Source organism: Streptomyces sp. NPDC001270 (genome assembly GCF_042896695.1).
GTDB lineage: Bacteria > Actinomycetota > Actinomycetes > Streptomycetales > Streptomycetaceae > Streptomyces.
On the sequence record NZ_JBIAXM010000002.1, the window covers coordinates 517,504 to 535,329 of the forward strand.

Below are 17,826 nucleotides of genomic sequence, written 5' to 3' on the forward strand. Positions count from 1 at the left end.
GCTCGACACGCGCCCCTCCGGTCCGGTCCGGGGGAGGAAGCCCTCCGGTGACGGCTCGGGCGCGGCGCGGACCGACACGCTGCTCGGCACCGGCCGGTGTGAGACACGTCATGGGCAGCCGTGGGAACTCCTTGATCACCGGGTCCGACTACGTGGACGAACCGGTCCGACGGCGCAGGAGCCGAACCAGGGTCCGGTTCGGCTGAGAGGTCTCAGGAGGCCGGTGATGGAAGAACCCGAGCAGTCGTCCCCGGGAGCGGGCGCGGTGCCGCGCAGGCTGGTGCCGCCGCCCGCCCTCTGGGGGTTCCTGTTGTTGCTCGCCCTGGTCTTCGCCGTGTCGTACGCCGCCGGAGCCGCGGCCGGGCCGGTCGCGCCCGGCATGCACCGCTCCGGGACGACCGGGGGCGGCGGGCAGGGCGAACAGGGCGGTGGAACGAACACCGGCGACATGGGTGGGATGGGCATGGGTGAGACGGGCATGAGCGAGTGGAGCGGAGGCCGATGAACGCGGAAGGGGTGGCGGCGCCCACGGAGGACGCGCCCGTCCTCGTCGTCACGGATCTGGCCGTCGGCGGGATGACCTGCGCAGCGTGTGTACGGCGGGTCGAGAAGAAACTGGCGAAGGTGGAGGGTGTGACCGCGACGGTCAACCTCGCCACCGGGCGTGCCCGGGTCAGCCATCCGGTGCGGGTCGGCCCTCAGAAGCTGGTGACCGCGGTCGAGCAGGCCGGGTACACGGCCACGCTCCCGGAGCCGCCCGCGCGCGGCGAGACCCCCGGGGACCAGGAGGACGGAACCGATGCCGCGCGGCAGCAGCGCGGACGTCTGCTGAGCACCGCGCTGCTGGCGGTCCCGGTGCTCGTGCTGTCGATGGTGCCGGCCTGGCAGTTCAGCAACTGGCAGTGGCTGTGCTTCGTACTCGCCGCACCCGTGGCGGTGTGGAGTTCCTGGCCCTTCCACTCCCGGGCGCTGCGCGGGCTGCGGCACTCCGCCGCGACCATGGACACGCTCGTCTCGCTCGGTGTCGTCGCCGCCTTCTCCTGGTCGGCGTACGCGCTGTTCCTCGGCGGTGCGGGCGCGACGGGCATGACGATGCCGTTCACCCTTCTGCCCGAGGCGTCGGACGGTACGGCGCAGGGCTACCTCGAAGTGGTCGTCAGCGTCCCGCTGTTCGTACTGGCCGGACGGTACCTGGAGGCGCGGGCCCGGCACGGCACCGGTGCCGCGCTGCGCTCGCTCGCCCGGCTGGCCGTCAAAGAAGCAGCGGTACGGAACAGTGACGGCACCGAACGGCACATACCCGCCGGGGAGTTGACCGTGGGGCAGGTCTTCGTCGTACGGCCCGGTGAGCGGGTGGCCACCGACGGGGAGGTGGTCGAGGGCTCCTCCGCCGTCGATCTGTCGCTGGTCACGGGGGAGAGCGAACCGGTCGAGGTGCAGCCGGGCACGGCGGTGATCGGAGGCGCCGTCAACGTCGGCGGACTGCTGCTCGTCCGTGCCACACGTGTCGGCGCGGACACCCGGCTCGCGCACATCACCCGGATGGTGACGGAGGCCCAGGCGGGCAAGGCGAGGGCGCAGCGACTGGCGGACACGGTCGCGGGTGTGTTCGTACCGGTCGTCCTGGCCCTGGCGGTGACCGTCCTCGGGTTCTGGCTCGGTGCCGGGGCCGATCCGCAGCAGGCGGTCACCGTGTGCGTGGCCGTCCTGGTGGTGGCCTGTCCCTGCGCCCTGGGCCTGGCGACACCGACCGCGCTGATGGCGGCCACCGGACGTGGCGCCCAACTGGGCGTGCTGGTCAAGGGGCCGCAGGCCCTGGAAGGACTCCAGCACCTCGACGTCGTGGTCCTGGACAAGACCGGCACCCTCACCTCGGGCCGGATGAGCGTCGCCCGCGTCACCACGGTCTCTGGCGGTCCGGGCCGGGACGGGGTACTGCGGCTGGCGGGCGCGGTGGAGCAGGGCTCCGAACACCCGCTGGGCCGGGCGATCGTCGCGTACGCGAACCGAACCCTGCCCGGGGTGCGGCTGCCGTCCGTGCGCGAGTTCGCCGCGACGGCGGGCCGGGGAGTGCGCGGACGGGTCGAGGGCCGGCGGGTGGAAGTCGTCTCCCCGGGCGACGAGTTGCCCGCCGGCCTGGCCGAGGCGCTGTCGGCGGCGGAGGCCGCCGCGCACACCCCCGTCCTGGTCCGCGTGGACGGCGCGGCGGCGGCACTGATCGAGGTCGGGGACGTCGTACGGCCCGGCAGCTACCGCGCCGTGGACCGGTTGCGGCGCGCAGGCGTACGCCCCGTGCTCGCCACCGGCGACCAGGAGGCGCCCGCACGGGCCGTCGCGTCCGCCCTCGGCATCGAGGACGTGCACGCCCGCTGCACCCCCGAGGACAAGGCCGACCTGGTACGGGACCTTCGCGAGCAGGGCTACCGGGTCGCCGTCGTCGGTGACGGCGTCAACGACGCCGCCGCGCTGGCCGGGGCCGACCTGGGCATCGCCATGGGCGGCGGAACGGACGCCGCGATCGGCGCCGCCGACGTGACCCTCGTCCGCGGGGACATCGAGGCACTGGCGGACGCCGTACGGCTCGCCCGGCGCAGCCTCGGCACCATCCGCGCCAATCTCCTGTGGGCCTTCGGCTACAACGTGGTGACCGTGCCGCTCGCCATGGTGGGCCTGCTCAACCCGATGGTCGCGGCCGCCGCCATGTCGGTCAGCTCACTGCTCGTGGTCGGCAACAGCCTGCGGTTGCGCACCTGGCAGCCGTCGCCCGCGCGCCGCCGCACCCCGACGACGGCGCGGAACGGAGCCCGGTGAACATCCTCGTCCGGCGGCCCGCCAGGCGCCGCGTCACCGACACCCTGCTCGCCGCCCTCGTGCCCGTCGCCGCGTGCGGTGTCGCCCTCGGCGGCCTGACCACCTGGGTCCGCACCGGCAACGCGGGCAGCCCACCGCGCATAGCGGTCACGGACGGGCGTGTCTGGCTTCCCTTCGGCAACATCCGGGAGACCTCCGCGTACTTCCGCATCACCAACTCCGGCGGTGCGGACGACCGGCTGCTGAAGGTGACCTCCTCCGCGGTCGCCGGCGCCCCGGTGCTCAGCCGGCACCGTATGCTCGACGGCAACTCGGCCATCGGGCAGCAGATCCAGTCCGCGGTCACCCCGGCCGGGGACACACTGGCCATGTCCCCGGACAGCCTCAACGTGGAGGTCCGGGCGCGGCCGGACTGGCGGCCCGGGGACGTCGTGCCGTTCACCCTGCACTTCGAGCACGTGGGAGCCGTCGAGGTGCAGGCGGTGGTGCAAAGGCCCGGCACGGACGGCTCGTGACAGGCTGCGTCGCCAAGACCGGGCCGCCCCGGGAACTGTTCGCGGTCACGAGCCTGCTCACCGGCGTCCTGGTCGCGGCCTGCGCAACCGTCACTGTTCCGGCGCTGCCGCAGTTGCCCGGGACATCGGCGGGCAGGCCCCGCCGGACCCCGCGCCCTGCTCAGCCCGACGGCAGGAGCGCGGCGCAGGTGTCATCCTCGTGGCACCGCACGAAGAACGCCGACCAGCCGCCCGGCAGTTGGGACGTCCCGCGGCCGAAGACCGCCACCATGTCACCGTGTTCGTAGGTCAACCCGCCCTGGTCCACGACGGGCGGGGACTCCAGCAGCCGTGCCAGCGCGGCCGGGTCGAGACCGTACTCGTCACGCCACATGGCGACGATGTCGGCGGCGCCGCACCCGGCGCACTCCTCGGTGAGGAAGTCCTTCGGACGCCCGCCGCCGAGCAGCCAGGACAGCGCGGTGAAGTCGCCCGCGCAGGCGGCCCGGTGGACCGGCTCCACCACCGCGCGCCACCCGGCGACGGCCCGCCGGCCGCCGACCCCGGTGAGGTCGACCGCGGAACAACCCGCGGTGGTCGGCGCGCCCGCCCGCGACGTGCCCGCCCGCGGCCCGCTCACCCGCGACCCGCCTGCCCGCGGCGCGTCGGACGGCCTGTCGTCCGGCCACAGCAGCCAGACCGCCGTCGCGGCCACCGCCAGCAGGAGCAGCGCCGGCAGGAGCCGGCGGGCCCGTCGGCGGTCCTCGTTCCGCCCGGTCAGCACAGGCCGCCCCCGTGCGGATCGATCCGGCGCATGGAGAAGTCCTGCTGGAGGCGGTAGACACTGCGGTAGGCCGACGCCTTGCCGGTCGCCGACAGGAGCGCGGTCACCTGGAACGGCTTGCCGTGGTCGTCGATCACGGTCTTCTTCTCGTGGCTGCCGAGCATGTAGCTCGCTTCGAGCCGGAACGCCACGTAATGCCGCTGCGTGACGGCCCTGATCAGGAGCACCTGCTGCTCGTTGTCGCGCAGGGTGACGGTGCGCCGCGCGAAGAACGGCGGTCCCATCTCCACCGACGCGCCGCCTTCGGCCCCGGGGCCGCCCCCGAACTTCACGTCGTGCGCGACGGGGAACTGGCGGTCCATGTCGATCAGCATGTTCATCGTGGACAGGTCGCCCTGCGAAGGCGCGCACAGCAGGGTGCCCGTCAACGGAGCCGTCCGTGTCACGATCAGCGGCTGGAGGTCCTTGATGTCGATCTGCTGGTTGCGGTGGCCGGTCAGGGTCACCCTGAGGGTGAGGGTGTCCAGGCCGGCCGCGCCGATCGAATGGAGCAGCCGGGTGTACGCGGCGGTGCCTGCCGAGCCCTGCCGGGCCAGCAGCGACTCCTGCGCGGCGCTCGGCCGGAACTCGTCCTTCGTGACCCCGCTCCGGCCCTCGTCGTCGAGGTGGACGAAGTCGACCGTGACGGAGAAGTCCGGCCCCTGCCGCAGCCTGTCCTTGGCGTCCTCGGAGTTGAACAGCTGTCCCGGGACCGTCAGCAGCCCGTTCGTGACGAGCGTCGCCAGGACCGCCACGACGACGGTCCCCACCCACACCTTGGTCGACCGCACCCACGCGGCGAGCCCGTGCCGCTGCTCCGGCTCCGCCGGGCGGGACACCGGCCGCGTCCGCGGAAAGGCCGTGCGCATCCTCAACCGTCTTCTGTCCACCACGGCGGTCATCGTAGTCACCCCGCGCCGCGGATCTGTGACGGTTGATCAGAAACGTATCGGTGCGTCAGCGCCGGGTGCCGTCCCGGCTCCGCCGCCGGCCATTGCCTGACGCCTTCCCGGCCGAACGGGGGTGCCGGGTGCCGTGTGACCACCCGGCACCCGGCACTCCCCGGTCAGTCAGTTGTCGGCGGGGCAGAGATGGAGTGCGAGGACGTTGTCACCGCTGACCGAGACGTGGACACGGCCGATGGTGCCGGTGTCGCCGCTGTTCGCGAGACGGAAGTCCGTCCCGCCGTTCTCACCGTTGTGGAAGGCGGCGTCGTCCACCGTGAACGTCGTCGTCTTCCAGGTGTCGGTGCCGGTCTTGGCGACCGGAGCGGTCGACTTGTAGGCGTTGCTGGTGGCGTCGTACTGGAGGCTCCAACTGCCGGTGCCGTGATCGTAGTAGTCGATCGTGACTGTCGCGTGGTAGGCGCCTCCTGGCACCACGGCATTGTCGACGTCGAAGTACTCGTACGGCGAACCGTCCGTGGTGGACCGCCCGGACCGGCCGCCCACGGTGACCGGCGCGGTATGCCCGTCGCCGCCGTCCCGCAGACGCAGCCCGCACTCGGTGTCGGTGGTGCCCAGCGTGTCGCAGGCGGTCGCGGTGCCGTCGGCGGCCGGCACGGTCATCACGGCGGCGCCACCCGGCAGCGTCTTCCCGTCGGCGGTGCGGAAGCTGACCTTGACCGGGTGATAGCCCGAGGGCGTGCCGTCCGCGACCTTGATGGTGACGGGCACCGAGGCGGTACGCGCGTGGGCGAGGTCCAGCGTGCCCGACGAGGGGGTCACACTCACCCCGGGGGTGTCCGAGCCGGCCGTCCAGTGGACCGTACCGGCGGGCCCGGCGAGCGTGGCGGCGCCGACGGTGGCCGGCAGGCTGGTACCGGCCGGGGTCACCTGGGTGCCGGTCGGCGTGAGGTAGCCGATGGCCGGCACCTCGTCGGTGCGGTACGACGGGGGCGCGGCATGCGCACCGGTGCCCCAGTGGGTGTCGGGGCGGGTGGACAGGGCGAAGTCCAGGGCGCCGCCGCGGGTGGCGAACGACGCGGGCAGTGCGGTCGATGCGTAGCGCTGTCCGTCGAGCCTCAAGTCCGTGATGTACGGCGCGTCGTCGGCGGCCTTGGGGGCGTCGATCGTGATGGTCCGGCCGGTGCCGAGGCTGATCACGGCGCGCTTGACGAGCGGGCTGTTGAGCGCGAGCGTCGGGGTGCCCGGGGTCACCGGCATCATGCCGAGCGCCGCCCACACGTACTCGGAGGAGAGCGCCCCGTTGTCGTCGTTGCCGGGCAGTCCGTCCGGCGCGGTCGTGAACAACTGCGTCTCGATGCGCCGGGTGACCTCCTGGGTCTTCCACGGCTGCCCGACGTAGTCGTACACCCACGGAGCAGTGGTGTCGATCTCGTTGCCCGCCCAGTCGTACGGGGCGTTGCCGCCCTCGTTGAGCCGGCTGAAGAAGTCGTCGAGGCGTGGGATCACCTTGTCCCTGCCGCCCATGGCGTTGACGAGCCCGGCGATGTCCTGCGGAACGGACCAGTTGTACTGTGCCGCGTTGCCCTCGTCGTAGCCGTCCTGGCCGAAGGCCCCGGCCGGCGGCGTCTGGAAGCCGGGTCCCGCCGGGAAGGCGCCGTTGTCGTCACGCGGGCGCAGGTAGCCGGTGGCCGGGTCGAAGATGTTCTGCCAGTTGTTGCCGCGTCGGGCGTACTCGGCCTCGGTCGCGTGGTCGCCGACAGCCTTGGCGAGCCGGGAGATGGCAAAGTCGTCGACGGCCCATTCAAGGGTCTCCGAAGCCCCTTGCAGTCCGTGATCGCCCTGCGAGGTGGCGTTGTTGGGCGCATAGCCGAGCTTGACGTAATCCTCGATCCCGGGCCGTTCCGTCCAGCCCCAGCCGACCTTCTGCGACTGGGTCGCGCCCTTCTTCATGATGGGCAGCGCGTCACGGATGTTCACGCCCTTGGCGCCGAAGGCGACGTACTGGGCGAACAACGGCACGCCGTTGTCGCCGTTCATCACGTTGCCGGTCATGTTCTGCGACGGCCACTTCGGCCACCAGCCGCCCTGCTGCTGGGCGTCTCGCAGCAGTGAGTTGGCCATGTCGCCGGCCTCCTGCGGATACAGCATGGTCTGCAACGGCGCCAGCGAACGGTAGATGTCCCAGTCGGAGAACGTCGCGTACTGGGTGTGTCCGGACGGCACGGTGTGGATCTCGTTGTCGAAGCCGATGTAACGGCGGTCCACGTCGTTGAAGACGCTCGGCGACTGGAACGACCGGTAGAGCGCGGTGTAGAAGGTGGTCAGCTCGTCGGAGGACGCGCCGCCGACGTCGACCTTGCGCAGCAGATCGCGCCACGCGGCGCGGGTGTCCGCCTGCACGCGGGAGACGTTCCAGCCGGGGATCTCGGCAGCCATGTTCTTCGCGGCGCCCGCCGTGCTCACGTACGACATGCCGACCTTTGCGGTCACCGTGCCGGCCGCGGACGTGTCGAAGGTCAGGTACGCGCCGGAACCGGAGCCGGTCGCGCTCGACGAGCCCGGCGTGACGGTCTTGCCCTGCCAGGTGCCGTGCGCGGTGAACGGGCGGTCGAAGGCGATGTGGAAGTACATGGTGTACTGGCTGTTGTTGCACAGCCCGTGCGGTGTGGCGGTGCCTTCGAGTTCGTGGTCGTTGACCACGTTCACCTGCGCGGACAGGTCGCCGCCGAGGCTGGTGCCGGACTTCACCAGGACCTGCGCCTGGCTGCCGGACGGATAGGTGAACGAGGCGATCCCGGTGCGGGTGGTGGCGCCGAGGGACACCTTGACGTTCGAGTCGGCCAGCTCGACCGAGTACGAACCGGGCGCCGCGTGCTCGTCGTCGTGCGAGAAGTGCTCGGTGCGGGCGGCGGGATCGTCGCCGACCGCACCGGTGACCGGCAGCAGCGGTATGTCGCCGAACGACGAGCACCCACCGGAGAAGTGGTCCAGGCTGAAACCCTTGATGGCGTTGTCGTCGTACGAGTAGCCGGTGGGGCCTGACGTGGTGTCAGGGCTGAACTGCATCATTCCGAACGGCGCCGTCACGCCGGGGAACGTGTTCTCCCAGTCCACACCCTTCTTGGTGCCGATCATGGGATCGACGTAGCCGGTCGGGTCGGACACCAGCGCCACGTGCGCCGGTTGCGACGGTGCGGCGGCGACGGCCGACGGCATGCCCGCCACGCACGTTGCCACCACCACCGCCGTGATGCCGAATCTCTTGTGTCTCAGGTGTCCGATCCAACTGCCGCTTCGTGGACGCACCCTGGGCCTCCCTGCTCGTTTCCGCTCGTTCCTCAGTGGCGCTCTCTGCGTCGGCTGCGCAAGCCGTCTTCTTGACATCGTTGTCAATGCGTTGGCAGTCTGATCCCGCGGTGATCGGCAGTCAAGGCCCGTGCGGACATGGCGTGCGGACGTGGCCCGCTGACCTGGCGTGCGGACCTGGACGTCGGCTGCCCAGCCGGCCGGTCCGCACCGCGTCAAGACGGCCGGAGTCCTTGTCCGTCGACGTCCGTCGACTCCGGCGGGGGGCGGTGCCGGTGCCTGCTGCGCCTGGCGCACCGCGGCTTCGGCCTTGCGGCGAACCCTTGCGTCGCGTCGGTTCGTTGACTAGTTTCATCCTGCTCGCGGTGTTGGCCTGTGTGTCGCTTCGGTGCGTTCGACCGACGGAACCACCTGTTCCCGAGAGGGGACGGACCGGCGGCCGAACCGGCGGCGGCTTCTGAACTCGGCCGGCACGACTCACGCACAACGGCAGGGCCTCACGCGCACAGGTCGCGGTGAGTGCCGAACTCGGCGGATTCCGTCGATGACACCTGCCGCATCCGGCAAAGGAGAAGGCGGAGCCATGCCAGGGAAGTTCGTGTTCGTCGTAGGCGACAACGCGGCCGGCGGATCGGATGCGGACGACTTGGCGCCGTTATCCCGGCTGGACCTCCTCCTGCCGGAGACGTCCGATCCTCCGCCGGTGATCGTACCGGGGGCGGGGATCGAGGAGCACGAGCGGGAGATCATCCGCGCCAGGCCGCGCCGGAGCGGCCTGCCGGAGCCGACGCAGACGGACGTGCCTCTTCCGGCGCCGCCGCGCCCCCGCGAGGTTCCCGGGCACCGCCCTGAGAACATCCTCGTAGCCGGGCCGCACACGGCCCGTGCGCTGACGGAACTCCACGCCGGGGAACCCGGCCCGACGAAGCACCCGGCCGGCAGCCGGATCGCCGGGTCCTGACCATCGGCGGCCGGCCTCGTCCGCCGGCCCCCGCCCAGTGGAGATTCCCCATGGTGTTCCTGCGCAAGTACCCCCTGTTCATCCTCGGTGTCTGTGTCGCGGTCACCGGCACGGCCGTCGTCCGCGGCCTGCTCGACCGCTCCGATCCCTGGCAGCGGATGGCAGCGACGCTCGCCGGGCTCTATCTGGTGTGGCTGCTGCTGGAGACCTGGACGACCGTCCGCAGTTCCAGGTCGACCGAGACGGCCACCGACCGCGGCACGGTCTATGTGTACGCCACCGCGCGCGCCGCCACCGTCGCCGCGGCCTGTCTGCCGTCGGCCGACGACCAGACCTACCACCCCTGGATGCCGGTGCTGCCCGTGGTCTTCACGGCGGCCGTCGGCTTCCGGCTGTGGGGAGTCCACACCCTCGGCCGGTTCTACTCGCACCGGGTCCGAGTCCTCGGCGACCACCAGGTCGTGCGCAGCGGTCCCTACCGGTGGGTGCGCCATCCCGCCTATCTCGGGATGGCCCTCGCCCACGTCGTCTTCGTGCTGTTCTTCCTCAACACCTACAGCGCCGCCGCCCTGATGGTCCTGCTGCCGACGTTGGTCGTGCGCATCCTCGTCGAGGAACGGACCTTGCGCACGCTCCCCGGCTACTCCGACTATGCGGCAACCCACCGCCGAGTCATCCCCTGGATATGGTGAAAGGCCCGATGAACACACCCCGTGCACTGCGCGCCCTCACGTTCTCGTCGCCCGGCAGGAAGCGGCCGGTACTGCGCGGGCGGGCCCTGCTGAACGAGGCGGCGGTCGGCCCGAAGTTCTCCCGGCAGGCGCGGATGGCGGCGGCGGGCTTCCCGGTGCCCCGCTTCTTCTGCGTGCCGGCGGCCGTGTTCACCGAGGTGCTGCGCCCCGTGCGGGCCGAGCTGGACGCCCTGCTCACCGGAGCCGGCACCGCGGACGCCGCGACCTTGGAAAAACGGGCTTCCGCGCTGCGCGAGACGGTGCTCGCCGCCCCCGTACCGAAGGCGGTCGAACGGCAGGTGTACGAGGCGTTCGACTCGGCCTTCGGGCCCGACGCCGTGGTCTCGGTGCGCTCCTCGGTCGTCGGCACCCGCACGGACACCGGTGAGGACTCGGCGCACGACGCGTTCGCCGGCATCAGCGACAGCTTCCTGTACGTCACCCGCGAGCGGCTGCTGGACCGGGTACGACAGTGCTGGGCCTCCGGGTTCGGGTCGCGGGCGCTGCTGTACCGGGCCGTCCGGGGCGGCGGACAGCAGGACTTCGCGGTGGCCGTCGGCGTCCAGCGCATGGAGTTCGGTCGCCGCTCCTTCGTCCTGTTCACCTGCGATCCGCTGACCGGTGCCCGCGACCGGGTGCTCGCGGCCGGCCTCGGCATCGGCGAGGGCGTGGTCCAGGAGAAGGTCCCGGTCGACCACTACTTCGTCGACCGCCGCGGCGACGCGGTGCGATCCGTGCCGGCGCACAAGGCACACATGATGCAGGAGAACCCCGACCGGCTCGCCGACGGCCCGCGCACGGTGTCCGCGCCCGAGGAGCTGCGGGACGCACCGGCACTGACCGGCGAACAGATCCAGCAGGTCGTGGCGGTCGGCGACCGGATCGAGAAGCTCTTCGGCTGCCCGCAGGACATCGAGGGCACCTTCACCGCCGACGGCCGGCTGCACATCCTCCAGGCCCGCCCGGTGGTACTGGAGCTGGACCGGCAGCGGCTGTGGAGCAACGCCAACATCACCGAGTCCTACCCGGACGTCACCACCGCGCTGACCTACTCCTTCGCCCAGCGCTTCTACCGTGAGGACTTCCACGACCTCTACCGGCTGCTGGGCGTGCCGCGCAAGGTCCTCGACCGGCACGAGGGCGAACTCCGGGGCATGATCGGCCTGTTACGCGGGCGGGTCTACTACTCGCTGAGCACCTGGTACACCCTGCACGGACTGAGCCGGACCTTCCCCCTGTGGCGGGGAAGCTTCGAGCGGATGATGGGCATGTCCCCGTCGGTCACGCACGTCCGGCCCACCCCGCCGCTCACCGATCCCACCCTGCTGCCCGCGACGGCAGCGGCCCTGACACGCCTGGTGTGGCGGCTGCTGGCCCACGGTGCGGCGGTGAAGGACTTCGAGACCTGGTGGGAACGGACCCTCACCGCACACCGGGAGGCGGCGAAGACCGCCGATCCCCTGCAACTCGCCCAATTGATGCGCTCGTTGTGGAGAGAAGCCGGCGACCGCTGGGGCATCACCCTGGTCAACGATCTGCTGCTGCAACTGCACGAGACACTGGTCATGAAGATGCTCGACCGGTGGGTGCCGCAGGCCGACCCCGGACTGCACAGCGACCTGCTGTGCGGAGGGAAGGAGAACCGCAGCGTCACCATTCTGATGTCGCTCGTCGACATCGCCGAACGGATACGCGCTGCCCCCGGCGTCCTCGACGCGCTCACCGAGAGACCCACCGAGGAAGTGTGGGACGAGATCGACGGCAACGCATACGGCAGTGACCTCGCCGACCGGATGCGCACCCACGCCCACCTGCACGGCGACCGGGGCCTGCAAGAGCTGAAGCTGGAGGTGCCGGTACCCCGCGACCAGCCCGCCCAGCTGCTGCGCACCGCCGCCGAGTACGCGCGCGGCGACCTCACCTGTGCGCTGCTGCGCGAACGGGACGCCGAGGCCCGGCGGACGGGCGAGCGGCTGCTGGCCGGGCTGCTGGCCGGCCACCCGCTGCGCCGCGGTGCCCTGCACGCCGCACTGGCCGGGCAACGTCGGTACATCGACATACGGGAGAACACCCGCTACCGCCGCAGCGAGCTGTACGGCTTCGGCCGCCAGGTGTACCGCAGGCTCGGCGCCGACCTGGCCGCGCGCGGCCTGCTGGAGAGGGCCGAGGACGTGGTGCACCTGACCGAGGAGGAGATCCTCGGCACGTACGACGGCACCGCCGTCACCGGCGACCTGCGGGGCCTGGCCGCCCTGCGCCAGGCCGAGTTCCACGCACGAGGCGCCGAACTCCCCATGGACTTCGTCACCATGGGACCCGTGCAGGACGCACTGCCCGACCTGAACCGGGACACGGCCGCCGCGGGCACCCTGCTCGGCCTGGGCTCCAGCGGCGGCGTCGTACGGGGCACCGCCCGCGTCGTCATCGACCCGCACGACGTGGGTGAGCCCTTCGACGACATGATTCTGATCGCCCGCGAAACCGACCCCGGCTGGCTGTTCCTCATGCTGTCCGTGCGCGGCATCGTGGTCGAGCGCGGCACGTTGCTCTCGCACACCGCCATCTCCGGGCGCAAGTTCGGCATCCCGACCATCGTGGCGCTTCCCCACGCCACCTCCCGTATCCCCGACGGCGCCCGGGTGGAGATGGACGGCGCGGCCGGCACCGTGAAGATCCTCAAGGAGGACGAGGCATGACCGCCACCGGCACCCCCCGCCCGGTGGCCCGCGAACCCCGCTCCACCGCCCGCCGCCTGCGTGCCTTCTTCGCCGAACGAGCCCCCGCCCGCGTCTACGTCGTCTACGCGGTCCTGTGGGTCCTCGCCCTCCAGGGCACCCTCGCGCTGCTCGCGCCCGAGCGGGACTGGAGGCTCGACGGCTCCCTCGTCGCCGAAATCGTCACCGTCTACCTGACGCTGCTGTTCATCCGGGCCGTCGACGAGCAGAAGGACCTGGAGTACGACCGGGTGCACAACCCTGACCGGCCGCTGCCACGCGGCGCGATCGACGTGCGGGAACTGCGCATCGCGATGGCGCTGATCGTCGTCGCGGAGTTGGCGCTCACCGGCTGGCGCTCGCCCCTGCTGGCCGGCTGGCTGCTGCTGGTCCTCGGCTACATCTGCTTTCTGGTGCGGCTGGAGCGCTGGTCGGCGACGGTCCGGGACCGGATCTTCGTCAACCTGCTGGTGAGTTATCCGGTGCAGGCGATGCTCAGCGTGCACATCTGGCTGTCGTTCCGGGAGGCGACCGGCCGCGGTCCCGGATCACACGCGGTCCTCGGGGCCGTGCTGTGCGCCTGTGTGTTCATGCACTTCGAATTCGCCCGCAAGACCGGCGCCCGCGTGGTGCCCGGCGCCACGCTGTACTCGAACGTCGTCGGGCTGCGCGGTTCGGTCGCACTGACCGTGGGCTGCGCGCTGGCCGGGACGGCCCTGGCACTCGGCGTGATCCGCCCCTGGGAGCTGCACGGGACGGCCACGCTGGCGGGCTGGCTGCCGCTGACCGCACTGGGCTTCCTGTGGGGCGGCGCGGAGCGGTTCGCCTCACTGCGCACGCCGACCTGGCCGCCCGGACCGGCGATGGGCTATGTGGCGTGGCTGTATCTCGGGGTGTTCGTCGCGGCGCTGGCCGTGGTGCGACCGGGGTTAGGGGCATGACACCGGCAGGCGGGGCCGCGCTGCCCGCTGTCCGCCGCGAGATCCGCCCGGCAGACCTGCCGGCGGGCCGCTTCCCCGGCCCGGTACTGGTGGAGACCACCTGAGGAAGGAGTGTGGAACGTGGAGGAGATCGTCGCCCTTTACGCCCAGGACGAGGTGCCCGGCCGGGTCGTCGGAACCGCGCCCCGCAGCCGGATGAGGGCGCGGAACCTGCCGCACGCGGCGGTGAAAATCCTGGTCCGAGATGTCGAGAGGCGGGTGTACGTGCATCGCCGCACCGAGACCAAGGACGTCTTTCCCGGCCTGGACGATGCGTGGATCGGAGGGGTGATCACGGCGGGCGAGGCGCCGGACACCGCCGCCGTACGCGAACTCGCCGAGGAACTCGGCTTGCGGGACCATGTGCTGCGCCCACTGGCCCAGCGTTGGTACACGGACGCACACACCAACTTTCTGGCGTACACCTACGAGACGGTCCACGACCCGGAGCGGCACGGGCCGATCGTCCATCAGCGGTCCGAGGTGGCCGACGGCTGGTGGTTGCCGTGGGACCGGCTGACGGCCCGGATGGCGGAGCCCGGCTCGCGGTTCGCTCCGGACAGCAGCGAACTCCTCGCCCGCTACGCCACCGCACCGCACCTACAGCCCTGACGTCAACTCAGCTTTCCTTCCTCCTTGCGGCTGTGCCGGCGGACGTGTGGGGCCGAACCTGGCCTGGAAAGACCGGAAAGATCCTTGAGCCGGGTCCGGTCACCTCGGCCGGCGGGGGAGCAGGGCGGCTCGTAGCTCGTTCTCGGTGACCTGTTCGGCGGGGCGGTGGAGCGTCCAGCGGTGGGCCTCGCCGTCCATGGGCAGCACCTCGACGACGGTCTCCAGCGGCGCGTGGCCGACTTCGCCGCGGACGAGTTGGCGGATCTTGACGGCGGTGTCGTCGTCCAGGCCGAGCAGCGCGCGTACGGCATCCTTCAGCTCGCGGACGTGCGGGCTCGGCCAGGCGATTCCTGGGCGCGGTTCCAGGTACATGGGGGTTTTCCTTCTCCTTGGTTCCGGAACGGGGGGAGGGCGGCGCAGACGGCGCCGGCGAGGTCGACGGTGCCGCCTGCGGCTCGCGCGGCGGGGGAGAGGGGGCGGTGGTCGGGCCCAGCCGAGGGCTTCGGCAGGCAGCAGGGCATGCGGCCCCTTGGCGGTCGTTCAGTGGGGTGGTGTGTGAGTAGTGGCCCAGTCGGGTGTCCTGACGGGCGGTCGGACAGCGCGGGGCCGTCTGGCCACGGCCACCTGCCAGAGGGCGAGGAGCAGCAGTGTGCCGGCTTCGGCCAGGAGGCTGAGGACGGCTTGTGGCTTGGGTTGCAGGCCGTGCTCGGTGAAGCCGAACACTCCTACGGTGCGTGAGGCGGCGAAGCCGCCGAGACCGCCGAGCGCCACGCCTGCCGCGGCGGCCCTCAGCAGCAGGGGCGGCGTGCCGATCACCAGCAGGGCGGCGAGGGCGAAGGAAGCACTCGCCTGGAGCAGGAACAGGGGGCCGATGGCGTGGATGAAGCGGTACCCGTCGAGGTAGAGCTGGGCATGCAGGTATCCACCGGCGGCCAGGGTCGCGGCGGTCATCGTCCGCAGGGCGGGGATGAGCAGTCTTTTGGTGTTCATGCCAGCCTCTGCTCCTTGATGGCCAGTTCGCGGTCGCCTTGGCGGTAGCCGACGCTGCGGATGCCGAGTGCCTCTTTGAGCTGCCGGGCGGGGACGACCTGCGGGGTGGGGGCGGGGGCGCGGCCCGGTTTGGGCAGGGGGTAGGCGGTGGTGGTGGCGGAGTGGAAGGTGATGTTGCCCTCCGTCTTGGTGAACAACTGGTGGACGTGCCCGTTGAGACAGGTGACGGAGGAGAAGCGGCGCAGCAGGGCGATGACCTTGAGGGCGTCGTCGGTGCTCCAGCCCCACTTCGGGTACATGGCGAACAGCGGGATGTGGCTGAAGACCACGATGGGCGTGTCCGCCGACAGCCCGGCGACGTCCTTGCGGACGAAGTCGATCTGCTCGGTGCCGAGGTGGCCGAGTTTCTCCAGGCTGAGGGTGTTGACCAGGGCGATGAAGTGCACGCCGTGGGTGTCGAAGCTGTACCAGCCGTCGCCGAGCGTGCCCATGCCGAAGGTCCGCCGGTAGGCGCGGCCCGCATCGCCGATGGAATCGTGCTCGCCCGGCACGGTGAAGACCCGGTCCGTCCTCATTCCGGTCATCATCTGCTTGACCTGGTCGAACTGTCCGGTCGTGGACAAGTGGGTCAGGTCGCCGCTGTGCATGACGAAGTCAGGACTGAATCCGAGCGAGTTGACCTGCTTGATCGCTTCGCCGAAGGAACCGGCCACATCCATGTTCGCCGGGCCCTGGAACCCGATGTGGCTGTCGGAGACCTGCACGAACCGCAGCGCACTGCTTCCCGCCGCGGCGGGCGCGGCCCCGGCCCCGGCCGCGGCGTTGGTGGCGCGGGAGTCGGCGATGTGACTGATCACCTCTCCACCGGCTACGGTCAGCACCACCGCGCCGCCGAACCATCCTGCGTGGCGGAGGAGCTGACGTCGTGTCATGCCGTGTTCGGTGTCGGGCCGACCGGTGTTGTCGGCCAGTGTTCCGTCGTGGCTGTCGGAGTAGTCGGTCATCGGGTCACCTCCACGGTGGCGGTCATGAACGGATGGATGGTGCAGAGGTAGGCATAGGTGCCGGGCTTGGTGAACGTGTAGCTGTAGGCGGCGTGGGTGGCCAGGGCCGCCGAATGCAGCGGGCCGCCCGATCCGGAGCTGGTGACGGTGTGGGCGTCGGTGTCCTGATTGGTCCACGTCACCTTCGTGCCGACCTTGACCTTCAGCGTGGCCGGGGAGAACGCGAAGTTGTTGATCGCCACCGCGTTCCCGGCCACCGGCGCGGTCGGCTTGCCCGTGTTCGAGGGGCTCATGGGCATGTTCATACTGGGCATCGGTGAGGCGCCGGGAGCGGAGCCTTTGTCCGGCCCGGTGGCGCCGGGCATCCCTGCCGTCTGGTGTTGCCCCGTACCGGGTGTGATGGCGCCGGCTCCGCCGGCCGAGGAGTGCGACGACTGGCCGCCGCATGAGCTGAGGAGCCCCGCCGTACCGGCGGTGGCTATGACGGCGACCGCCAGCCCGGCCGCGGCGCGGGATCGACGGCCTGGTGTGCGAAGGTTCAGGTGCATGGTGTCCGTTTCCTCACTGATCAGGCTGGAGGCGGTGACTGCGCCGGCCCGGCGCACGTGACCGCAGGAATATGTGGTGGATGCCGTGACTCGGCTCTTGTCCGGCTCCACGGACGGCAGGGGTCCTACGGTTCGGCTGATATGCACTTTTTGTGATACCTCTTGGCGTCGCCGTAGACCGGTCGGCCTCCCGGGCTCCGCCCGCCCCCGGCCCTCTTGGTGCCACCAAGTCGGGCATGGACATATCACCCACGACGCGCGCGGAGCGTCACCGCCACCATGCTGTGAGTTACAGGACAAAGCAGTACATATGCGCGATGATCTGCCTATGCACTGGAGTTCCCGAAAGCGTGGCCCAGGGACCGATCCGGATCGCTCCGCGCGCCGTGTCACTGATAAAGGGACGCTTTCGACCGCAGACGAGGAACTGCTGCGCACTCTCTACGCGGAGCACGCAGGAGCCCTGTTCCACTACGTGCTGCGACTGACCTCAGGAGATTGGCAATGGGCGGAGGATGTGGTGCAGGAGACGCTGCTGCGAGCGTGGCAGCATCCCGCCGCGTTCGACCCCGCACGCGGCCCGGCCCGGGCATGGCTGTGCACGGTCGCCCGGCACCTGGTCATCGACGCCCACCGGGCCCGGCAGGCCAGGCCGGCCGAGGCCGGTGGGGAGGCCCTTCAGCGGGCCGCCGAGCAGACACCGGGCGAGGACCAGATCGAGCAGGCACTGCAGAGCTGGGCGGTCGCCGACGCCGTCCGGTCGCTGTCCCCGGACCACCGTGCCGTCCTGCTGGAGACCTACTACCGGGGCCGGACCATGACGGAGGCCGCACAGGTGCTGGGCATCCCGCTCGGCACCGTGAAGTCGCGGACGTACTACGCCCTGCACGCCCTGCGGCTGGCACTCCAGGAACGGGGCATCGAGCCATGACCGTGGCGGGCAG

General features: G+C 71.1%; 16 protein-coding genes. 9 read left to right on the forward strand and 7 right to left on the reverse strand.

The features are described from left to right. Positions 1 to 226: 226 nt before the first annotated feature. From ACFY2B_RS06175 to ACFY2B_RS06185, 3 genes are read left to right on the forward strand one after another with little or no spacing between them, the layout of a single operon-like run. Positions 227 to 505 carry a hypothetical protein gene (locus ACFY2B_RS06175; RefSeq protein ID WP_390761940.1) on the forward strand — a complete coding sequence of 93 codons (279 nt, stop codon included), beginning with the start codon at positions 227 to 229 and terminating at the stop codon, positions 503 to 505. Next, complete coding sequence (locus tag ACFY2B_RS06180; protein ID WP_390761941.1) at positions 502 to 2,811, forward strand: heavy metal translocating P-type ATPase; 2,310 nt, start codon at positions 502 to 504, stop codon at positions 2,809 to 2,811. Before ACFY2B_RS06175 ends, ACFY2B_RS06180 begins: the two co-directional genes overlap by 4 nt. Beyond that, complete coding sequence (locus ACFY2B_RS06185; RefSeq protein ID WP_390761942.1) at positions 2,808 to 3,326, forward strand: copper chaperone PCu(A)C; 519 nt, start codon at positions 2,808 to 2,810, stop codon at positions 3,324 to 3,326. Before ACFY2B_RS06180 ends, ACFY2B_RS06185 begins: the two co-directional genes overlap by 4 nt. A 160-nt stretch (positions 3,327 to 3,486) precedes the next feature. Here ACFY2B_RS06185 and ACFY2B_RS06190 read toward each other — a convergent pair whose 3' ends face one another. The 3 genes from ACFY2B_RS06190 to ACFY2B_RS06200 all read right to left on the reverse strand — a co-directional run bounded on the left by ACFY2B_RS06190 (position 3,487) and on the right by ACFY2B_RS06200 (position 8,342). Beyond that, a complete protein-coding gene (locus tag ACFY2B_RS06190) occupies positions 3,487 to 4,089 on the reverse strand; it encodes a hypothetical protein (RefSeq protein ID WP_390761943.1) in 603 nt (200 codons plus the stop codon). Then, positions 4,083 to 5,021 (reverse strand): hypothetical protein, encoded by a 939-nt coding sequence (locus tag ACFY2B_RS06195; RefSeq protein WP_390761944.1) that lies wholly within the window; start codon positions 5,019 to 5,021, stop codon positions 4,083 to 4,085. The genes ACFY2B_RS06190 and ACFY2B_RS06195 overlap by 7 nt, the downstream gene beginning before the upstream one ends. Before the next feature lie 177 nt (positions 5,022 to 5,198). Next, positions 5,199 to 8,342 carry a GH92 family glycosyl hydrolase gene (locus ACFY2B_RS06200; RefSeq protein WP_390761945.1) on the reverse strand — a complete coding sequence of 1,048 codons (3,144 nt, stop codon included), beginning with the start codon at positions 8,340 to 8,342 and terminating at the stop codon, positions 5,199 to 5,201. A 583-nt stretch (positions 8,343 to 8,925) separates the two neighbouring features. On the opposite strand from ACFY2B_RS06200, the gene ACFY2B_RS06205 reads away from it, so the two are divergent. The 5 genes from ACFY2B_RS06205 (at position 8,926) to ACFY2B_RS06225 (ending at position 14,340) form a co-directional block, all read left to right on the forward strand. Beyond that, the gene (locus ACFY2B_RS06205; RefSeq protein ID WP_390761946.1) at positions 8,926 to 9,303 is read left to right on the forward strand and encodes a hypothetical protein; all 378 of its coding nucleotides are present in this window, start codon (positions 8,926 to 8,928) and stop codon (positions 9,301 to 9,303) included. 50 nt (positions 9,304 to 9,353) lie between these two features. Beyond that, positions 9,354 to 9,995, forward strand: a complete 642-nt coding sequence (locus ACFY2B_RS06210; protein ID WP_390761947.1) for a methyltransferase family protein — start codon at positions 9,354 to 9,356, stop codon at positions 9,993 to 9,995. An 8-nt stretch (positions 9,996 to 10,003) separates the two neighbouring features. Then, the gene (locus ACFY2B_RS06215) at positions 10,004 to 12,730 is read left to right on the forward strand and encodes a PEP/pyruvate-binding domain-containing protein (RefSeq protein WP_390761948.1); all 2,727 of its coding nucleotides are present in this window, start codon (positions 10,004 to 10,006) and stop codon (positions 12,728 to 12,730) included. Then, complete coding sequence (locus tag ACFY2B_RS06220; RefSeq protein WP_390761949.1) at positions 12,727 to 13,689, forward strand: hypothetical protein; 963 nt, start codon at positions 12,727 to 12,729, stop codon at positions 13,687 to 13,689. The genes ACFY2B_RS06215 and ACFY2B_RS06220 overlap by 4 nt, the downstream gene beginning before the upstream one ends. A 120-nt stretch (positions 13,690 to 13,809) precedes the next feature. Beyond that, on the forward strand, positions 13,810 to 14,340 hold the full coding sequence (locus ACFY2B_RS06225) for an NUDIX domain-containing protein (protein ID WP_390761950.1): 531 nt from the start codon (positions 13,810 to 13,812) through the stop codon (positions 14,338 to 14,340). 99 nt (positions 14,341 to 14,439) lie between these two features. On the opposite strand, the gene ACFY2B_RS06230 is transcribed toward ACFY2B_RS06225, so the two are convergent. The 4 genes from ACFY2B_RS06230 to ACFY2B_RS06245 form a co-directional block, all read right to left on the reverse strand. Then, positions 14,440 to 14,712: a hypothetical protein gene (locus ACFY2B_RS06230; protein ID WP_390761951.1), complete on the reverse strand. Its 273-nt coding sequence runs from the start codon at positions 14,710 to 14,712 to the stop codon at positions 14,440 to 14,442. A 168-nt stretch (positions 14,713 to 14,880) separates the two neighbouring features. Then, positions 14,881 to 15,330 (reverse strand): hypothetical protein, encoded by a 450-nt coding sequence (locus ACFY2B_RS06235; RefSeq protein ID WP_390761952.1) that lies wholly within the window; start codon positions 15,328 to 15,330, stop codon positions 14,881 to 14,883. Then, a complete protein-coding gene (locus tag ACFY2B_RS06240) occupies positions 15,327 to 16,334 on the reverse strand; it encodes a metallophosphoesterase family protein (protein ID WP_390761953.1) in 1,008 nt (335 codons plus the stop codon). The genes ACFY2B_RS06235 and ACFY2B_RS06240 overlap by 4 nt, the downstream gene beginning before the upstream one ends. Further along, positions 16,331 to 16,627 carry a plastocyanin/azurin family copper-binding protein gene (locus ACFY2B_RS06245; protein ID WP_390761954.1) on the reverse strand — a complete coding sequence of 99 codons (297 nt, stop codon included), beginning with the start codon at positions 16,625 to 16,627 and terminating at the stop codon, positions 16,331 to 16,333. The genes ACFY2B_RS06240 and ACFY2B_RS06245 overlap by 4 nt, the downstream gene beginning before the upstream one ends. A 583-nt stretch (positions 16,628 to 17,210) precedes the next feature. Here ACFY2B_RS06245 and ACFY2B_RS06250 point away from each other — a divergent pair. Continuing rightward, a complete protein-coding gene (locus tag ACFY2B_RS06250) occupies positions 17,211 to 17,813 on the forward strand; it encodes a sigma-70 family RNA polymerase sigma factor (RefSeq protein WP_390761995.1) in 603 nt (200 codons plus the stop codon). Positions 17,814 to 17,826: the final 13 nt, after the last annotated feature.

What these genes read in the sequence shown, in the direction of transcription:
- ACFY2B_RS06175 (WP_390761940.1), top strand. Translation starts at nt 227, where the DNA reads ATGGAAGAACCCGAGCAGTCGTCCCCGGGAGCGGGCGCGGTGCCGCGC.
- ACFY2B_RS06180 (WP_390761941.1), top strand. Translation starts at nt 502, where the DNA reads ATGAACGCGGAAGGGGTGGCGGCGCCCACGGAGGACGCGCCCGTCCTC.
- ACFY2B_RS06205 (WP_390761946.1), top strand. Translation starts at nt 8,926, where the DNA reads ATGCCAGGGAAGTTCGTGTTCGTCGTAGGCGACAACGCGGCCGGCGGA.
- ACFY2B_RS06210 (WP_390761947.1), top strand. Translation starts at nt 9,354, where the DNA reads ATGGTGTTCCTGCGCAAGTACCCCCTGTTCATCCTCGGTGTCTGTGTC.
- ACFY2B_RS06215 (WP_390761948.1), top strand. Translation starts at nt 10,004, where the DNA reads ATGAACACACCCCGTGCACTGCGCGCCCTCACGTTCTCGTCGCCCGGC.
- ACFY2B_RS06220 (WP_390761949.1), top strand. Translation starts at nt 12,727, where the DNA reads ATGACCGCCACCGGCACCCCCCGCCCGGTGGCCCGCGAACCCCGCTCC.
- ACFY2B_RS06230 (WP_390761951.1), bottom strand. Translation starts at nt 14,712, where the DNA reads ATGTACCTGGAACCGCGCCCAGGAATCGCCTGGCCGAGCCCGCACGTC.
- ACFY2B_RS06235 (WP_390761952.1), bottom strand. Translation starts at nt 15,330, where the DNA reads ATGAACACCAAAAGACTGCTCATCCCCGCCCTGCGGACGATGACCGCC.
- ACFY2B_RS06240 (WP_390761953.1), bottom strand. Translation starts at nt 16,334, where the DNA reads ATGACCGACTACTCCGACAGCCACGACGGAACACTGGCCGACAACACC.
- ACFY2B_RS06245 (WP_390761954.1), bottom strand. Translation starts at nt 16,627, where the DNA reads ATGAGCCCCTCGAACACGGGCAAGCCGACCGCGCCGGTGGCCGGGAAC.
- ACFY2B_RS06250 (WP_390761995.1), top strand. Translation starts at nt 17,211, where the DNA reads ATGCACTGGAGTTCCCGAAAGCGTGGCCCAGGGACCGATCCGGATCGC.